Source organism: Mangrovimicrobium sediminis (assembly GCF_004745945.1).
GTDB lineage: Bacteria > Pseudomonadota > Gammaproteobacteria > Pseudomonadales > Halieaceae > Mangrovimicrobium > Mangrovimicrobium sediminis.
In genome coordinates this window covers 316,311-334,919 of record NZ_SRLE01000006.1, presented here as the reverse complement: position 1 = coordinate 334,919, position 18,609 = coordinate 316,311, and the positions used below count along the sequence as shown (strand labels likewise).

Genomic DNA, 18,609 nt, shown 5'->3' with positions numbered 1-18,609 from the left:
TCAGGAAAGCAGGGGCTGCTGGCGTTTGAAGCGCTGCTCCTGCACGAAGCGCGGCAACTGCTGCAGCGGGAACGCCGAGCTGTAGTAGAAACCCTGTACCTGCTGGCAGTGGTTATCACGCAGGTATTCCATCTGCTCGTAAGTCTCCGCGCCCTCGGCAATGACCAGCATGCCCAGGCGCCGTCCCATCTCGATGATCATGTTGCAGATCGCCGACTGGTGGGCGTTGTAGGGCAGGTCGCGCACAAAGCGCGCGTCGATCTTAAGTGCCGAGATGGGCAGTTCAGCGAGGTGGGACAGCTGGGAAAACCCGGTGCCGAAATCGTCCAGGGAGAAGGAAATGCCCAGCAGGCGCATTTCGTCCATGCGCTGCTTCACGGCCTCCGGGCTCTTCAGGATAGTTGATTCGGTAAGTTCGAATTCCAGTCGCGAGGGATCCGTGCCGGTGCGCTTGATAATCTCCTTGACGATCTCGACGAAGGGTTCGTCCTGGAACTGGTTGAAGGAGATATTCACCGCCACGTCCACATCGTGGATGCCCTGTTCCTCCATCCACACCTGCGCCGAGCAGGCGTGCTGGATCACCTGGTAGCCAATAGTCTTCAACAGGCCCATGTCTTCGCAGGCGTTGATGAACTCCTTGGGCAGCAGCATGCCGCGTTCCGGGTGGTTCCAGCGCAGCAGTGCCTCGAGCCCCACGAGCTTGCCGGTGGCGAGGTCCATGCGCGGCTGGTAGTGCAGTTCGAACTGGTTCTTGCGCACCGCCGTGCGCAGTTCCGCCGCCAGCGAGTTGCTGCCGCCGTGGTCGAATGTCAGCTGGTCGGTGTAGCGAATGAACTTGCTGCCGCTCACGCTCTTGGCCTGCTGCATGGCGGAGCGGGCGCTCTCGACGAGATCGGGGAAATCGCGGCCGTCGTCGGGGTAGATGGCCGCGCCGATGCTGGCATCCACGGATACCTGCTGCTCGCTGAGTTCGACCGGTGCGGAAATCGATTTGAGCATCTTCTCGGCGATCTGCTGCACATCGTCCGCGCTGGCCACGTCCTCGAGGACGATGGCGAACTCGTCGCCGCCCAGGCGCGCGATGCTGTCGGTACTGCGCATCTTGTTGATCAGGCGCCGCGAGATTGCCTTGATCAACTCGTCGCCCTCGTTCTCGCCGTAGTGGTCGTTGATATTGGCGAACTGGTCCATGTTGATATGCAACAGCGCCGTGTTGAAGCCATAGCGACGCGAGCGCTCCATGGCGCGCTCGAGGTGGGCGCGGAAGCCGGCCCGGTTCAGCGCGCCGGTCAGCGCGTCGCGGTGCGACAGCTGCTGGATGCGCAGCTCGGCCTCGTGCAGGCGGATGGTGTAGTCGAGTACCCGGTGCACCAGCGCGTCCTGCAGGTCGCTGCGCACCAGGTAATCGCGGGCGCCGAGGTCGCGCATCTGCTCGAATTCCACGTCGTCGATGTCGTCGAGCAACAGGATGATCGGCACCGCGTTGGCGTTCTTCTGCGCCAGGCGCAGCAGGTATTCGGTCTCGCGGCCCACCGCCATGATGACCACGTCGAGATTGGGATCGAGCAGGGCGTCCAGTGGACGGGTGATGCTGTCGGCGGTGAGTGGGTGAAACCTCTGCGGTACCGCGCGCTGGAGGCAATTCGAGAGGACGCGGTGGTCCGTCCCGTGCTCGGAAATAATGAGTACCGTATGTTGTCCCACGTCGTGTGTCCCCGGTGCTTCACGCTGAACTTTATCGTCGTCGCTCGGGACCCCGTGGCCCGGCGTCGATCTGATTTTTGTCTTATTCTTTATATAACATGAAGTTATACGGAAGAATTAAGTAAAATTCTAGTGGTTGTTCACAAAAATTCATTGGCCCACCTGAACCAACCCCCGGAGGGCGCCCCGGGCGCTGTGGAAATCCGCCATCTGGCCCTCGCCGTATCAATGTGTGATAGACTCTGCGCCCCTTTGAGATCGCCCCCTGCGCCGGTATGAGCATCGCCTCCGACAAACTCGAGACCATTCGCCAGCAGGTCCAGTTTCACCTGGATCACGCGGAGCGCCAACGCCTGTCCCCCGCGCAGGAAGCGGAGCTGAAGACGCGTATCAAAGCGCGCCTGGCGGCGGAGAATGCGGTCATCGTCGCTCACTACTACACCTCCCCGGCGATCCAGGCGCTGGCCGAGGAGACCGGCGGCTGCGTGTCCGACTCGCTGGAGATGGCGCGCTTCGGCCACGACCACCCGGCGCAGACCCTGATCGTCGCTGGCGTGCGCTTCATGGGCGAGACCGCCAAGATCCTGACCCCGGAAAAGCGCGTGCTGATGCCCACACTGGAGGCGACCTGCTCCCTGGATGTCGGCTGCCCGGTGGACGAGTTCTCCGCGTTCTGCGACCAGCACCCGGACCGCACAGTAGTCGTCTATGCCAACACCTCGGCCGCGGTTAAGGCGCGCGCGGACTGGGTGGTGACTTCGAGCATTGCCCTGGACGTGGCCGAGCACCTGGCGGAGCAGGGTAAAAAGATCATCTGGGCCCCGGACCAGCACCTGGGCAACTACGTGCGCCGCGAAACCGGTGCCGACATCCTCATGTGGGACGGCGCCTGTATCGTGCACGAGGAGTTCAAGGCGCGCGGTATCGCCGATCTCAAAGCCGTCTATCCCGACGCCGCGGTGCTGGTGCACCCCGAGTCGCCGGAAGCGGTGCTGGAACTGGCGGATCGCGTCGGTTCCACCACGCAGATCATCCGCGCCGCCCAGGAGATGGACAACCCGCGCTTCATCGTCGCCACCGACCAGGGCATCTTCTACAAGATGCAGCAGGCCTGCCCGGACAAGGAACTGATCATCGCGCCCACCGCGGGCGAGGGTGCCACCTGCCGCAGCTGCGCCAACTGTCCGTGGATGGCCATGAACGACCTCGAGCGCCTGGCTGGCGTTTTCGATCGCGACGACAACGAGATCTTTGTCGATAGCGCCCTCGGCGAGCGCGCCATGCTGCCGCTGCGGCGTATGCTAGATTTTGCCGCCGACCTGCAGGTGAGTGTAAAGGGCAACGCCTGAGCGCGCTGCCGGATCGATCGTGACCGGCGTCCCCGCGCCTGAATTCGAAGCTTAGAAACTTTCCATCTGTTCGCGCATGGCGACGATGTCCGCCAGGCGCTGGTCGATGCGCGCGGTGGTGGGGAAGTCGTTTTTCACCAGCCTTCGCGCGTAACTCAGCTGCTTCTGCGCCTCGTCCAGGTAGCCATTGAGAATGAAATACTCGGCGCGCGACTGGTGCAGTCCGATGATATTCCCCGACAGCCCCTGCACTTCGGCCAGCTCGTACCACAGCCCCGGGTCGTTGGGGCGGCGCTTGCTCTGCTCGGTCAGTACTTCCTCGGCGATATGCGCCTGCTGGTTGCGGGTGAGCGCCCGTGCGTATTCCATGGTCAGCGGGTGGTTGCCGGGGGTCAGCTTCAGTTGCCTGGCCAGCTTTTCCGCGGCGCGCTCCGGGCGGTCGCGCAGGATGTCGATCTCCGCGTCGGCGATCACGTACTCGATGCGGTCCCGGTCGCCGGACCAGATGCTGTCCAGTTCCAGCGCGGCCTCGTCGGCGCGCCCGGCGTTGGTGAGCGCCAGCACCAGGCCGTAGCGCGCTGCCTCGGTGGAACGCGATGTACCGGCCAGCTCGCCGCGAAAGCGTTGCACCGCCTGCTCCGGCGTCGCCGCCAGCTGGTTGATGACGCGGGCGCGCATCAGCTGGTATTCGAGGTTGTCCGGGTGGATCGCCTTGGGGTAGGTGCGGGCGCGGTTGCGGGTGTCCGCGATGCGGTTCTCCGACAGGGGGTGGGTGCGCAGGAACTCCGGGATGCGCTCGGCGCTGGTGAAGCGCTGTGACTGCAACATGCGCTCGAACATGGCCGGCGCCGCGTAGGGGTCCATGCCTGCATCGACCAGGGTCTGCATGCCGATGCGGTCGGCCTCCGCCTCGTTGCTGCGGCTGTAACGCAGTGCGTTGTTCTGTGCCAGCGCCTGGGAGGCGCTGATGGCGGCCATGCCGGCATCGCCACCCGCGGTGGCCATGATGACCATGCCGGCCAGCAGCGCGGCGAGGTTGATCGGTGTCTGCGACTTCTGGTACTCGACCCCGCGCGAGAAATGGCGCTGGCTGAGGTGGGCTATCTCGTGGGCCAGTACCGTGGCCAGCTCGTCCTCGCTCTGGGCGTACATCAACAGCCCGTTGTGCACGCCGATCACACCGCCGGGCACGGCGAAGGCGTTGATGGTGGGGTTGTCGACCACCACCAGTTCAATGCGCCGGTCGCTCAGCTGGCTGTGGCTGACGAGGCGGTAGGTCAGGTTTTCGAGGTAGTCGAACAGCAGCGGATCATCGACGGTGCGTACCTGGCTGCGGAAGCTGCGCAGCCAGGCGCGACCGAGCTGGTGCTCGAACTCGGCCGAGAACATGCTGGTGCTGGCGTCGCCCAGGTTGGGCAGCTTGAGCTCCTCGGTGGCGGTCTGCGCCGTGGCGAGTGGCCCCAGGGAAGCGGTCAGCAGGGCGAGGGCGGCCAGTTGGCCGAGCCTGGCCAGCGGCGTCTTCAGGGTAGCTTGCACAGATTCAGGTAATCACGTCACGGGTATAAAGAATGCGATTGTAGCCCAGCGGGGGCGCCCCGGAACACCGGGGTGGGTACGCCGAGTTGGAGTTTTCGGTGTTCACAAAGTTCATTCGCCGCTGGTGAATGCGTATACTCGGGCGACGTTTTTCCAGCGCGAGTGTGAGCATGTCCCAAGCAGCGGTTACCGAGGTGGACGCCCGCGGCCTGCAGTGCCCGATGCCACTGCTCAAGGCCAAGCGTGCCCTGAACAGCCTCGCCAGCGGCGACCGGCTGCAGGTGCTGGCCACCGACAGCGGGTCGCAGCGGGACTTCCAGGTGTTCGCCGAACAGTCCGGCCACAACCTGCTCAGCGCCGAGGTGGACGCCGAGGGCGTGTACCGCTACCTGCTGCAAAAACGCTGAGCGCGAGTACAGGCATGCTCGAAGTCTTCAAGAAGTGGTACCACCGCTACCTCGCCGAGGAGGAAGCGGTATTGCTGCTGGTTCTGCTCGTCGGCTCGGTTCTGCTGCTGATCACTATCGGCGATATCCTGGCGCCGCTGCTCGCCTCCGTGGTGCTCGCCTATCTCATGCAGGGCCTGTCCGGCCAGCTCGAGCGCCACGGTGTGCCCTCCTGGCTGGGGGTGAGCCTGGCCTACCTGGTATTTGTCGGCGTGTTCTTTGGCGTCACCCTCGGCCTGCTGCCACTGGTCTGGCGCCAGCTGGTGGCCCTGGCCAGCGACCTGCCGCGCTATATCGACCAGGGCAAGCAGCTGCTGGTGGTATTGCCGGACCGCTACCCGGGTATCGTCAGCCGCGAGCAGATCGGCACCCTGGTGGCAGCGGCCCAGGCCGAAGCGGCCAGTGTTGGCCAGGTGCTGGTAACCCGCTCCATCGCCTCCCTGCCCGGGCTGTTGTCGGTGATGGTGTACATGATCCTGATTCCCATCCTGGTGTTCTTCTTCCTGCGCGACCGCGAGCTGATCCTCAACTGGCTGTCTTCCTTCCTGCCCGAGGAGCGGCCCCTGCTGCGGCGCATCTGGGGCGAGATGAACCAGCAGTTCGCCAACTACTCGCGCGGTAAGGTGCTGGAGATCATCATCGTGGGTGGTGTCAGCTACTTTTGTTTCGTCTGGCTGGAACTGCGCTATGCGGCGCTGCTCGCGCTACTGGTCGGGCTCTCGGTGATCATTCCCTACATCGGCGCCGCCCTGGTCACCATCCCCGTGGTTATGGTGAGTTTCTTCCAGTGGGGCTTCACCAATGAATTTTATGTGCTCTGCATAGTCTATCTGGTCGTCCAGGCGCTGGACGGCAACGTGCTCGTGCCGCTGCTGTTCTCCGAGGCGGTGAATCTTCACCCTGTCGCGATCATTCTCGCGATCCTGTTTTTCGGTGGTATCTGGGGGCTATGGGGCGTGTTTTTCGCCATCCCCCTCGCCACCCTGATCAAAGCCATTATCTACGCCTGGCCCTCGCGCGTCGGTGAATCACCGACCGGGACCAGTGCGCAGGATACCGTGGAGTAAGCAATGCCCCTGAACCACCCGCGCTGGCCGGCCAAGACCCTGCCCATCGCCCTGTTGTCCCTGTTACTTGTCGCCTGTGCGACCCTCGCGCCGGACTATCTCGCGCCCGCCAAGAGTCCCAACGACGCCCGCGACTACCGCCTGCTCACCCTCGACAACCAGCTGCAGGTCCTGCTGATTTCCGACCCCAACTCGCCCACCGCGGCGGCGGCGCTGGATATCGACGCCGGCAGTGGCGACAACCCGCCCGGTCGCGACGGCCTGGCGCATTTTCTCGAGCACATGTTGTTCCTGGGCACCGATAAGTACCCGGACCCGGCCGCCTACGAGCAGTTCGTCACCGAGCACGGCGGCGATCGCAACGCCTATACCAGCTTCGAACACACGAATTATTTCTTCGACGTCGACGCTCCCTATCTCGACCCGGCACTGGACCGCTTCGCCCAGTTTTTTGTCGCGCCGCGCTTTGACGCCGAGTATGTGGAGCGCGAGAAGAACGCCGTCGAGGCCGAGTACCAGATGGGCCTGAAGAGTGACCCCCGGCGCGCGCTGGACGTGCTGCAGGACCTGATCAACCCCGAGCACCCGTTCAGCCGCTTCACCGTGGGTTCGCTGGAGACCCTGGCCGACCGCCCCGGTGCGCCGGTGCGCGACGACCTGCTGGCGTTTTACGACAGCCACTACTCCGCCAACCGCATGCGCCTGGTGGTGCTCGGCTCGGAGTCGCTGGACGAGTTGCAGTCCATGGTTGAGCCCAAGTTCGCGCCGGTGCGCAACCAGTCGCTGCAGGCCGAGGACATCAGCGCGCCGCTGTTCACGCCCGCGGAGTTGCCCCTGTACGTGCAGATCCGGCCGCAGGCGGCGCTGCGCGAACTGCAGGTGATGTTCCCGATTCCCGACTATCGCGATGCCTACCGCAGCCAGCCGCTGGCCTACCTGGGCAACCTCGTCGGCCACGAGGGGGAGGGCAGTCTGTTGTCGCGCCTCAAGGCCGAGGGCCTCGCCGAGTCGCTCGCCGCAGGCACCGGACTGGCCTGGCGCGGCGGCGGCCTGTTCAGCGTGACAGTGACGCTGACGGAGAAAGGCGTGACCGAACACGAGCGGGTGTTGCAGCTGCTGTTCGCCTACCTGGACATGCTGCGTGAGGCGGGGCCCAAACAGTGGCTGTACGACGAACAATCGCGGCTCGCGGCGCTGGCGTTTCGCTTCAAGGAAAAGGGCAGCGCGATCGGCTACGTCAGCCAACTGGCCGACAGCATGCACGAGTACGCCCCCGCGGATGTGCTGCGCGGTCTTTACATGATGGAGGACTACGACCCCGAGATGCTCGCCGGCCTGTTGGACGCGGTGCGCCCGCAAAACGCGGTCGTCGTCCTCGAGGATGCCTCGGTGGAGACCGACCTTGAGTCGCGCTATTACCAGACGCCCTATGCGGTAGAGAAGTTCGCCGGCACCGTCCCCGAGGCCTGGCGGCGCCCGGTGCAGGCGGACCTGTTCCACCTGCCGGCGCCCAACGAATTCATCCCCGAGGACGTGTCCCTGGTCGCGCTGGATCCGAATAACCCGCCGGTACCGGCGAAGGTCTTCGATGCCCCGCGCCGCGAGATCTGGTTTGCGCAGGATGCACAATTCCGCCTGCCGCGGGGTGCGACCTATGTCAATTTCCGCTCACCGCTGGTGGGGCAGACGGCGCGCGAAGCCGCCAGTGCGGCGCTTTACGTGTCGCTGCTCAACGACCGGGTCAATGAACTCGTCTACCCGGCCTCGCTGGCCGGGCTCAACTTCAATTTGTACAAGCACGCCCAGGGCATCTCGGTGCGCGTGAGCGGGTACACCGACAAGCAGTCCCTGCTGCTGGACGAGTTGCTCGGCGTGTTCCGTGCGCCGGGTTTCGACCCCGCACGTTTCGAGAACATCCGCCAGGACCGCATCCGCGCCCTGCGCAACGCGGTCGCCGCGCCCCCCAGCCAGCAGGTAATGAACGACCTGCGCGAATCGCTGCTGCACGGCAGCTGGGGTGAGGTGGCAATGATTGCGGCGCTGGAAGAGCTGTCGCTGGCCGACATCCAGGCCTACGCAGCGGACTTCTGGCGCAGCGCCAGCGCCCAGGCGCTGGTTTACGGCAACTATTCGCGTGACGCGGTGACGGTGCTGGCCGGGCAACTGGAAACCCTGCTGCCGGCAGCGGCGCCGGCGGCGCTACCGCCGCTTAAGGTGGTGGAGCTGGGCGCCGGGGAGTCGGTGCTGTACCCGGTTGAGGTCTCGCACGACGACGCGCTGCTGGCCTGGTACCTGCAGGGTGCCGGCAACAGCTGGTTCGACCGGGCCGCCACGGCGATGACCGGCCAGTTGGTCAAGTCGGGCTTCTTCCAGCAGTTGCGGACCGAACAACAGCTGGGCTACATCGTCTCCGCCTTCTCCTGGCCGCAACTCGACGTGCCCGGCCTGGTCATGCTGATCCAGTCGCCGGTGGCCGACACCGCAGCGCTGGCCACCGCCATGGATACGTTCATGCGCGGTGTGCCCGGGACCCTGGACGAGGCCCAGTTCGAGCGCAACAAGCGCGCGCTGGTGAACGAGATCCTGCGTCCCCACCAGAACCTGTGGCAGCGCGCTGAGTTCTACTGGCAGTCCATCGCCAAGCAGCAGTACCGTTTCGATAGCCGCGACGCACTGGCCGCGGCGGTAGAGGCACTGACCCTGGCGCAGTGGCAGGACTACTACCGCCAGACCTTCCTCGAGGAACGTCACTCCCTGCAGGTGGCCGCGCCGGGCGCCGCCGGTGTACTGCCCGAGGGCGCCGCCCGTACGGTGGAATCTGCCGAGGCCCTGAAGCGCGGGCATCCCGCCTACGAACTACCCTGACTGTGCTCGGCGGGGCCGCCTGGCCCCGCTGCAGCCCCTGTTCTGTCGCTATCCCTGGCCGGAAAACCGCTGCCCCTGCCCGAGAAAAACCGCTACTCCTGCCCGGAAAGATCCGCTACTGCTGCCAGGCGTATACCCGGTAGCCCTGTCCGGAAAAACTCACTCTATAAGTTCTAAAATAGAACTATTATTCCCTCCGTGCGCTTAATGTAGTAGGGTGGTCAACCAAAGTTCAGCGCGTCCCCGGCCGATACACAGGCTTGGCCGCTGTGATCCAACGCCATGCCTGCAATATGGTTTCAAAATAGAACTATAAGACAGGCGGTGCAAACGACCTACACCACACCGAGGTGAGCATGGAAGAGGATAAGGATTCGCTGGAAACCCAGGAGTGGCTCGACTCGCTGGATGCCGTGATCCGGCACGGCGGGCTGGACCGCGCCCGCTACCTGTTGATGGCGCTGGGCCGCCACGGCCTGCGGCAGCGGGTCGCCCTGCCATCGTCCATCGTCACGCCCTTCGTCAACACCATCCCGCCGGAAGATGAGAAGCGTATGCCGGGGGACCTGTTCATGGAGCGCAAGATCCGCTCCCTGATCCGCTGGAACGCCCTGGCCATGGTGATGCGGGCCAACCGCAACGACGAGGGACTGGGCGGGCACATCTCCAGTTTCTCCTCCAGCGCGACGCTCTACGATATCGGTTTCAACTATTTCTTCCGCGGCACCGACGACGGCCATCCCGGCGACCTGGTGTTCTACCAGGGGCACTCCGCCCCGGGCATGTACGCGCGCTCCTACCTCGAGGGGCGCCTGAGCGAACAGCAACTGGACAATTTCCGCCGCGAGGTGGACGGCAACGGCCTGTCCTCCTACCCGCACCCCTGGCTGATGCCGGATTACTGGCAGTTCCCCACGGTGTCCATGGGCCTGGGCCCGATCCAGGCGATCTACCAGGCGCACGTCATGAAATACCAGCACAGCCGCGGCCTGCTCGAGCACGGCGACCGCAATGTCTGGTGTTTCCTCGGCGACGGCGAGTGCGACGAACCCGAATCCCTGGGCGCCATCGCCCTGGCCGGGCGCGAAAAACTCGGCAACCTGATCTTCGTCGTCAACTGCAACCTGCAGCGCCTGGACGGACCGGTGCGCGGCAACGGCAAGATCATCCAGGAACTGGAAGGTGTGTTCCGCGGTGCCGGCTGGAACGTGATCAAGGTGATCTGGGGCCGGCGCTGGGACCCGCTGCTGCAGAAGGACGATTCCGGCCTGTTGCGCCAGCGCATGGACGAGGTGTGTGACGGCGAACTGCAGAACTACAAGTACAACGGCGGTGCCTACACCCGCGAGCACTTCTTCGGTAAATACCCGGAGACCCTGCAACTGGTTGAGGACCTGTCCGACGAAGACATCATGTACCTCAACCGCGGCGGCCACGACCCCTACAAGGTCTACGCGGCCTACGCCGAGGCGGTGGAGGAGACCGAGCGCCCCACGGTGATCCTGGCCATGACCGTGAAAGGCTACGGTATGGGCGAGGCGGGGGAGGCCAACAACGAGGCGCACTCGCTGAAGAAGCTGGACATGGACAGCCTGAAGGCCTTCCGCGACCGCTTCGGCATTCCGCTGAAGGACTCCGAGCTGGCCGAGGTGCCCTATTACCGGCCCGACGCAGACAGTCCAGAGATGCGCTACATGCGCGACGTGCGGCGGGAACTGGGCGGCGCCATCCCGGCGCGCCGCGCCCAGATCGAGCGCCTGACCACGCCGCCGCTGTCCGCGTTCTCCAAGCAACTGGAGAGCAGCGGCAAGCGCGAGATCTCCACCACCATGGCCTTCGTGCGGCTGCTCTCCAACCTGGTCAAGGACAAGGCCATCGGCGAGCGTATCGTGCCCATCGTGCCCGACGAGGCGCGCACCTTCGGCATGGAGGGCATGTTCCGCCAGCTCGGCATCTACTCGTCGGTGGGCCAGCGCTACACCCCGCACGACGCCGGCCAGATCATGTTCTACAAGGAGGACATCAAGGGCCAGATCCTGGAGGAGGGCATCAACGAGGCCGGCGCATTCTCCGCCTGGCTGGCCGCGGCCACCTCCTACAGCACCTCGAACTACGCGATGGTGCCGTTCTACATCTTCTACTCGATGTTTGGTTTCCAGCGCATCGGCGACCTGGCCTGGGCGGCGGGCGACTGCCAGGCGCGGGGCTTCCTGATCGGCGCCACCTCCGGGCGCACCACGCTCAACGGCGAGGGCCTGCAGCACCAGGACGGCCACAGCCACCTGCTGGCCAGCACCATCCCCAACTGCGTGAGCTACGACCCGACCTACGGCTACGAGCTGGCGGTGATCATCCAGGACGGGTTGCGCCGCATGTATGCGGAGGGGGAGAACAAGTTCTATTACATCACTACGATGAACGAGAACTACTACCACCCGGAGATGCCCGAGGGTGCGGAAGAGGGCATCGTTCGCGGTATCTACCGGCTGCGCCAGAGCGACGCAAAACACCCGCTGAAAGTGCAGTTGATGGGCTCCGGTTCGATCCTGCGCGAGGTGGAAGCCGCGGCCGAAATGCTGGAGTCGAAGTTCCACGTGGCCGCGGACGTCTGGAGCCTGACTTCCGCCAACGAGCTGCAACGCGAGGCCAAGGGTGTGTTGCGCTGGAACATGCTACACCCGGAGGAGGAGCCGCGGGTTCCCTACCTCACCGAGCAGCTGCAGGACGAGCGCGGGCCGTTCATCGCGGCGACGGATTACATCAAGTCCTACACCGACCAGCTGCGCGAGTTCATCCCCGGCCGCTACACGGTGCTGGGCACAGACGGCTACGGCCGTTCGGATACGCGCGCCAAGTTGCGGGAGTTTTTCGAGGTGAGCCGCGAGTTCATCGTGCTGGCCGCCCTGAAGTCCCTGGCCGACGACGGCCAGATCGAGGCCGAGCGGGTCGCAGCGGCGCTGCGCGAACTCGGCATCCCGGCTGACAAGGCCGATCCTTTGACCGCGTGACGACGGGGGACTGACAGTGGCTAGAGAACAGGTGACAGTCCCGGACATCGGCGGCGGTGAGGCTGAGGTCATCGAGGTGCTGGTGCAGGTGGGCGACCAGGTTACGGTTGACCAGGGACTCATCGTCATGGAGTCGGACAAGGCCTCCATGGAGATTCCCTCGACGGTGGCCGGCGAAGTCGTGGAACTGCTGGTCAGCGAAGGCCAGCAGCTCGCCGAAGGTGCGACCGTGGCGGTGATCAGCAGCTCGGCGGAGGCGGCATCCAGCGCTGAACCCGAACCTGCGCAGGACGCCGCGGCGTCGAAGCCGGCGGAACCGCAACAGCAAAAAGCCGAACCGGAAAAAGCGGCGGAGGCGCCAGCCCCGAAGAGAGCGGCCAGTGGCGGCGCGAGCACCGAGCGCGTGGTGCCGGTGCCGGATATCGGCACGGACGACGCGGTGGACCTGGTTGAGGTGTGCGTTGCCGTGGGCGACAGCGTCGCCGAGGGTGACTCGCTGGTGGTGCTGGAGTCCGACAAGGCTTCCATGGAAGTGCCTGCGCCGTTTGCCGGCGAGGTGCTGGAAATACGCGTGAGCGAAGGGCGCAGTGTGCGCCAGGGCGACGAACTGATGGTGCTGCGTTCGGAAGGCGATGCCCCAGCGGCCGCCGAAGCGCCGGCCAGTGAGAACCCCGCCGAGCCGAAGGCGCCGAAGTCTGAAACGCCCGCACCCGCGCAGGAAAAGGCGCAAGCACAGGCACAGGTGCCTACAGCGTCGCCTGCAGCGGAGCATTCTCCCGGGTCGGCGGTGTACGCCGGTCCCGCGGTGCGCAAGCTGGCGCGCGAGTTTGGTATCGACCTGGGTGAGGTCAGCGGCAGCGGGCCGCGCGGGCGCATCGTCAAGGAAGACCTGCAAAATTTCACCCGCGAGCGCCTGCGCAGCGCAGCCCCGGCTGCGCCCGCGTCGGGAGCTGGCATCCCGGCAATCCCGGAAGTGGATTTCTCCGCCTTCGGCGAGGTGGAAGTCACCCAGCGCTCCAAGCTCGACAAGCTGACCGCCGCCAACATGCAGCGCAGCTGGCTCAACGTGCCCCACGTCACCCAGTACGACGATGCGGATATCACCGACCTTGAGGCGTTTCGCGCTGGCCTCAAAGCCGAGGCGGAAAAACGCGGCACACGACTCACGCCACTGCCGTTCATGCTCAAGGCCTGCGCCGTGGCGCTGCGCGACAACCCGAAATTCCGCAGTTCGCTGGCCGATGGCGGCGACTCGCTGGTGTACAAGCAGTACATCCACATCGGCATGGCGGTCGATACCCCCGCCGGCCTGTTGGTGCCGGTGATTCTCGATGTCGACAAGAAGGGCATCTGGGAACTGGCGGAGGAGGTACTGGAACTGGCGGGCAAGGCGCGCGAGCGCAAGCTGACCGCGGCGCAGATGCAGGGCGGCTGTTTCACGATCTCCAGTCTGGGCGCCATCGGCGGCACTGGGTTCTCGCCGATCATCAACACCCCGGAGGTCGGCATTCTCGGCGTGTCGCGTGCGCGCATGGCGCCGGTGTGGGACGGCGAGGCCTTCGTGCCGCGGCAGCTGCTGCCGCTGGCCCTGTCCTATGACCACCGCGTGGTCAACGGCGGCGATGCCGGGCGTTTCATGACCCAGTTGGTGGCACTGCTGGGGGACATTCGCAGCATCATCCTCTAGCTCGTCACCATTTTGGTGCCTTCGGCGTGGAACCTGCTGCCTTTGGCATGGAATCTGCTAATGTCTGTCCAGGATGATAACGAGAGTGCGGGCAAGGCATGGCAGAGCAACTGCCTGATTGGCGCTCGGGGTTCCTTGAGGCGCATCACCTGGTGCCGGCCTACCTCGAAAGCGCACAAAAATGGTTCGATCCGGTCGCGGCCGTGGTCGCTGAGCACCAGAATGAGGCGGGGCGTCCGTGGCTGCTCGCGGTCAACGGCAGCCAGGGTTCGGGCAAATCCACCCTGTGCGACTACCTGCAGGCCCTGTTTCGCAACCAGTACGGCAAACGCTGTATTGCGGTCTCCCTCGATGACTTCTACCTGACCCTGGCCGAACGCCAGCACCTGGCCCAGGACGTTCACCCGCTGTTGCGCACGCGCGGCGTGCCAGGCACCCACAACATGTCCCTGATGCAATCCACCCTGGGCAACTTGCTGGCGGGCGAGCCCACGCGTATTCCCCGCTTCGACAAGGCCGAGGACGACCGTTGCCCCGAGTCCGCCTGGGATGCCCAGGCGGAGCCGGTAGATATCGTGCTGTTCGAGGGCTGGTGTGTCGGTGCGGTGGCCCAGGATGAAGCCGCGATGCGCGAGCCAGTGAACGAACTGGAGGCGGACGAGGACCCCGACGGTCGCTGGCGCGGCTACGTCAACCGCGTCCTGGCCGAACGCTTTCCCGCGGTCTATGCGCTGGTGGATGAGTGGCTGATGCTGCGCGCGCCATCCTTCGATTGTGTGTACCGCTGGCGCCTGGAGCAGGAGCAGAAGCTCGCTGCACGCCGTGCCGGTGCGGGGGTGATGACGCCCGCCGAAGTGGCGCGTTTCATCCAGTTCTACCAGCGTCTCACCGAGCACTGCCTTGCGGAACTGCCCGCGAAGGTTAACCACCTGTTCACGCTCGACGAGCAGCGCCGCATACGAAATTATCTCGCGTCAACGGAGGCAGCTTTACAATGATTTCCGGCAGTCCGCTCGTTTTTACCGACATGGACGGTTCACTCCTCGATCACCACGATTATTCCTGGTCAGCCGCGGCGCCACTGCTGGCGCAACTGGAGCAGGCGGGCATCCCGGTGATCCCGGCCACCAGCAAGACCCGAGCGGAACTCGAGGTACTGCGCAGCGAACTCGATAACTGCCACCCGTTCATCGTCGAGAACGGCGCCGCCGTATTCATTCCGCAGGGCTATTTCCCGCGTGCGCCGGAGGGCGTGATCGAGCGCGACGGTTACTGGGTGCGCGAGTTCAGCGTGCCGCGCTCACACTGGCTGGGCCTGCTCGGGACTCTGCGCCACGATTTTGCTGGCGAGTTCACCTGTTTTGCCCACGCCAGCGACGAGGAGATCGTCGCGATGACCGGCCTGACGCCGGAGGCCGCGCACCTCGCCAACCAGCGCGAGTACAGCGAACCGACGCAATGGCTGGGCGAGCCCGTGCGCAAGGTGCGTTTCCTGGAGGAGTTGCGCGAGCACGGCGCCAACCCGCTGCAGGGCGGGCGCTTCCTGACACTTGCCGGCGACTGTGACAAGGGCAGGGCACTGGCCTGGTTGCGCGAGGCCTACGCCAGTGCAGGCGCGCCGCACCCCATCCGCGACCTTGGCATCGGCGACAGCGGCAACGACGTCGCCATGCTGGAGGCCACCGAGACCGCGCTGGTGATCCGCTCGCCGGTCCACGAATTTCCCCAGCTGTCGCGCCAGCATGACATAATCTACAGCACTGGCTTTGGCCCCGCGGGGTGGAGCGAGGGCGTGGCCAAGTGGCTCGCCTCGATCAGCGGTGCCGGCATAACAGTTTGAGGACGACACCATGGGCGATTTCTACCAGAACGGCATAATCACAACCCTGCACAACCTGGCCAATCGATCCCTGCAGGACCTCGAGCGGGAACTGATGGAGTTTTCGCAGGAGCGCCCCATGGGGCTTATCCTGCCGTCGCTGTATTCCGAACTCGAGGGCGACGCCCTGCCTGCCATTCTCGATGAACTGGCGCCCGCGCAATACCTTTCCGAGATTGTCATCGGCCTGGACCGCGCCGACGAACAGCAATACCGCAGCGCCCTGTCTTTTTTCTCGCGCCTGCCCCAGCGCCACCGCGTGCTGTGGAACGACGGCCCGCGGCTGCGCGCCCTCGACCAGCAACTGCGCGACCAGGACCTGGCGCCGCGCGAGATGGGCAAGGGGCGCAACGTCTGGTACTGCATGGGCTACGTGCTCGCCTCCGGACGCACGGAATCAGTTGCCCTGCACGATTGCGACATCGTCACCTACAAGCGCTCCATGCTCGCGCGTCTGATCTACCCGGTCGCCCACCCGCGTTTCAACTACGAGTTCTGCAAGGGCTACTACGCCCGCGTCGCCGACGGCAAGATCAACGGCCGCGTCAGCCGCCTGCTGGTCACGCCGCTGCTGCGCGCATTGAAGAAGGTCCTCGGTGAGATGGAATACATCGAGTACATGGACAGCTTCCGCTACCCGCTGGCGGGCGAGTTCTCCTTTCGCCGCGACGTGCTCAACGATATCCGCATTCCCAGCGACTGGGGCCTGGAGATCGGTGTGCTCTCCGAGATGTATCGCAATTTCGCCAACAACCGCCTGTGCCAGGCCGACATCGCCGATGTCTACGACCACAAGCACCAGGATCTCTCGGCGGAGAACGACCAGGGCGGTCTGTCGAAAATGTCCATCGACATCGCCAAGGCGCTGTTCCGCAAACTCGCTACCCGTGGCATCACCTTCAACTCCGAGACCTTCCGCTCGCTCAAGGCCACCTACTACCGGATTGCCCTGGATTTCGTCGAGACCTATCACAACGATGCGGTCATGAACGGCCTGACACTGGATATCCACAATGAAGAGCAGGCGGTGGAATTGTTTGCCGAAAATATCATGAAGGCGGGCGAGGCGTTTCTCGCCCGGCCCATGGAACGCCCGTTCATTCCCAGTTGGAGCCGCGTGATCAGTGCGAAACCTGACGTACTGACGCAATTGCGCGACGCGGTGGAGGAAGACCACGAAGAATTCAGTCGATCCGGAGGGAGCTATGCTGCGGCGAACTGAGAGCACCGTCCAGTTGCTGGACCGGGTGCGCATGCACCTGGAGACGATTTATCGTGATACGCCCCTGCAGGTAACGCCCGAGGACCTCGCCCGCGAGTTGATCCAGGTGATGCGTCTTGATGAGGCGGACTGTACGCCCGAATCCCACGTCAACTACTGGACGCAGCGCGACTCCATCGTCATCACCTACGGCGATACGCTGCTGCGCGAGGACGAAAAGCCGCTGGTCACGCTCAAGACCTTCTTCGACTCGCATACAGAGGGAATGATTTCCGGCATTCACATCCTGCCGTTCTATCCCTGGAGTTCGGACGACGGATTCGCCGTGCTCGACTATTCCAGCGTCAACGAATTCCTCGGCGACTGGGGCGATATCCAGGCCATCGCCAGCAGCTATGACCTGATGGCGGACCTGGTCATCAACCACTGCTCCAGCCGCAGCCTGTGGTTCGAGAACTTCCTGCGCGGACAGGACCCCGGCAAGGATTACTTTTTTACCGCGTCGCCCGACGATGACCTGCGTGCGGTGGTGCGCCCACGCACCTCGCCGCTGCTGCGCGAGGTGGAAACCAGCGAAGGCACCAAGCACGTCTGGTGTACTTTCAGCCACGACCAGGTGGACCTCGATTTCCGCAACCCGGACGTGCTGCGCCAGTTTGTCTCCATCGTGCGCCAGTACCTGGACAACGGCGTGCGTATCTTCCGCCTGGATGCCGTCGCCTTCCTGTGGAAGATTCCCGGCACCAACTGCCTGAACCTCGACGAGACCCACGAGGTCGTGCGCCTGATGCGCACCCTGGTCGAGCACGCCAACCCCGGCTCTTTGCTGATTACCGAGACCAACATTCCCAACCGGGAAAACCTGTCCTATTTCGGCAACGCCAACGAGGCGCACGCGATCTACAATTTCTCGCTGCCGCCGTTGCTGGTGAATACGCTGATTACCGGGAACGTGCGGCATTTCAAGACCTGGCTGATGAGCATGCCGCCGGCGCAGAACGGCACGACCTATTTCAACTTTATCGCCTCCCACGATGGCATCGGCCTGCGTCCTGCTGAGGGATTGCTTTCCGATGAGGAACTCGACCTCATGGTCGAGACCATGCTGCACTTTGGCGGGCACGTCTCCTACCGCGCGCTGGAGGACGGCCAGAACAAACCTTACGAGATCAATATTTCCCTGTTCGATGCCCTGCAGGGGACCACCGCGGGGCCGGATACCTGGGGTATCGAGCGCTTCGTGTGCGCCCACGCCATCATGCTCGGCCTGGAGGGTATTCCCGGCATTTACATCCACAGCCTGGTGGGAACGCGCAACGACTACCAGCGGGTGCAGAACACCGGCGCCTATCGCAGTATCAACCGGCACCAGTGGCAGTACGACGAACTGGAGGCCCTGCTCAACCGCGAGGACACCACCCACGCCCAGGTGTTCTCGCGCATCAAGGAACTGCTCTCCATTCGCGGTCGCCAGGCGGCATTCCACCCCAACGCCACGCAGTTTACTCTGCACCTTGGCGACAATATCTGCGGTTTCTGGCGCCAGAGCATCGACCGCCGGCAGAGCATCTTCTGTATCACCAACGTGAGCGCGGAGATGCTGCCCCTGTCGCTGTGCGACATCAACCTGATCGGCACCGACGAGTGGGTCGACCTGGTCAGCGGCACCCAGTTCCAGAGCCGGGAAGAGGTGCTGGAACTGCAGCCTTACCAGACACTCTGGATCACCAACAAGGCCGATTACGCCGGTACCTGAGCAGCGTTATCCGCGGCCCGGGCCTGTGCTAAACTGCAGCCCGCGCGGTCGCCACGCGCCTTCATAAAGCCAACAAGCACCGGTCAA

12 protein-coding genes are annotated in these 18,609 nt (G+C 64.4%); 10 read left to right on the top strand and 2 right to left on the bottom strand.

Going from position 1 to position 18,609, the window contains the following annotated elements; genetic code table 11:
• On the bottom strand, positions 1–1,707 hold the full coding sequence (locus E4634_RS08290) for a putative bifunctional diguanylate cyclase/phosphodiesterase (protein ID WP_135442702.1): 1,707 nt from the start codon (positions 1,705–1,707) through the stop codon (positions 1–3).
• Between the two features lie 275 nt (positions 1,708–1,982).
• Here E4634_RS08290 and nadA point away from each other — a divergent pair, with 275 nt between their 5' ends.
• On the top strand, positions 1,983–3,056 hold the full coding sequence (nadA, locus tag E4634_RS08285; protein WP_135442699.1) for a quinolinate synthase NadA: 1,074 nt from the start codon (positions 1,983–1,985) through the stop codon (positions 3,054–3,056).
• 51 nt (positions 3,057–3,107) lie between these two features.
• Here nadA and E4634_RS08280 read toward each other — a convergent pair whose 3' ends face one another.
• Positions 3,108–4,550 carry a M48 family metalloprotease gene (locus E4634_RS08280; protein ID WP_434783501.1) on the bottom strand — a complete coding sequence of 481 codons (1,443 nt, stop codon included), beginning with the start codon at positions 4,548–4,550 and terminating at the stop codon, positions 3,108–3,110.
• Positions 4,551–4,762: 212 nt separating this feature from the next.
• Between E4634_RS08280 and E4634_RS08275 the strand changes: the two genes are divergently transcribed.
• The 9 genes from E4634_RS08275 to E4634_RS08235 all read left to right on the top strand — a co-directional run bounded on the left by E4634_RS08275 (position 4,763) and on the right by E4634_RS08235 (position 18,522).
• Positions 4,763–4,999, top strand: a complete 237-nt coding sequence (locus E4634_RS08275; protein ID WP_135442696.1) for a sulfurtransferase TusA family protein — start codon at positions 4,763–4,765, stop codon at positions 4,997–4,999.
• A 14-nt stretch (positions 5,000–5,013) separates the two neighbouring features.
• Positions 5,014–6,105 carry an AI-2E family transporter gene (locus E4634_RS08270; protein WP_135442693.1) on the top strand — a complete coding sequence of 364 codons (1,092 nt, stop codon included), beginning with the start codon at positions 5,014–5,016 and terminating at the stop codon, positions 6,103–6,105.
• A gap of 3 nt (positions 6,106–6,108) precedes the next feature.
• A complete protein-coding gene (locus E4634_RS08265) occupies positions 6,109–8,970 on the top strand; it encodes an insulinase family protein (protein ID WP_135442691.1) in 2,862 nt (953 codons plus the stop codon).
• Positions 8,971–9,326: 356 nt separating this feature from the next.
• Positions 9,327–11,978, top strand: a complete 2,652-nt coding sequence (aceE, locus tag E4634_RS08260) for a pyruvate dehydrogenase (acetyl-transferring), homodimeric type (protein WP_135442688.1) — start codon at positions 9,327–9,329, stop codon at positions 11,976–11,978.
• A 16-nt stretch (positions 11,979–11,994) separates the two neighbouring features.
• Positions 11,995–13,665 carry a dihydrolipoyllysine-residue acetyltransferase gene (gene aceF / locus E4634_RS08255; RefSeq protein WP_135442685.1) on the top strand — a complete coding sequence of 557 codons (1,671 nt, stop codon included), beginning with the start codon at positions 11,995–11,997 and terminating at the stop codon, positions 13,663–13,665.
• Positions 13,666–13,763: 98 nt separating this feature from the next.
• Entirely contained in the window at positions 13,764–14,663 is a 900-nt protein-coding gene (locus E4634_RS08250) for a hypothetical protein (RefSeq protein WP_135442682.1), read from the top strand.
• Positions 14,660–15,505 (top strand): HAD-IIB family hydrolase, encoded by an 846-nt coding sequence (locus E4634_RS08245; RefSeq protein WP_135442679.1) that lies wholly within the window; start codon positions 14,660–14,662, stop codon positions 15,503–15,505. Before E4634_RS08250 ends, E4634_RS08245 begins: the two co-directional genes overlap by 4 nt.
• Before the next feature lie 10 nt (positions 15,506–15,515).
• Positions 15,516–16,766, top strand: coding sequence for a glycosyltransferase family protein (locus tag E4634_RS08240; RefSeq protein ID WP_135442677.1), 1,251 nt, complete (start codon positions 15,516–15,518; stop codon positions 16,764–16,766).
• The gene (locus tag E4634_RS08235; protein ID WP_135442674.1) at positions 16,750–18,522 is read left to right on the top strand and encodes a sugar phosphorylase; all 1,773 of its coding nucleotides are present in this window, start codon (positions 16,750–16,752) and stop codon (positions 18,520–18,522) included. Before E4634_RS08240 ends, E4634_RS08235 begins: the two co-directional genes overlap by 17 nt.
• Positions 18,523–18,609 lie beyond the last annotated feature (87 nt).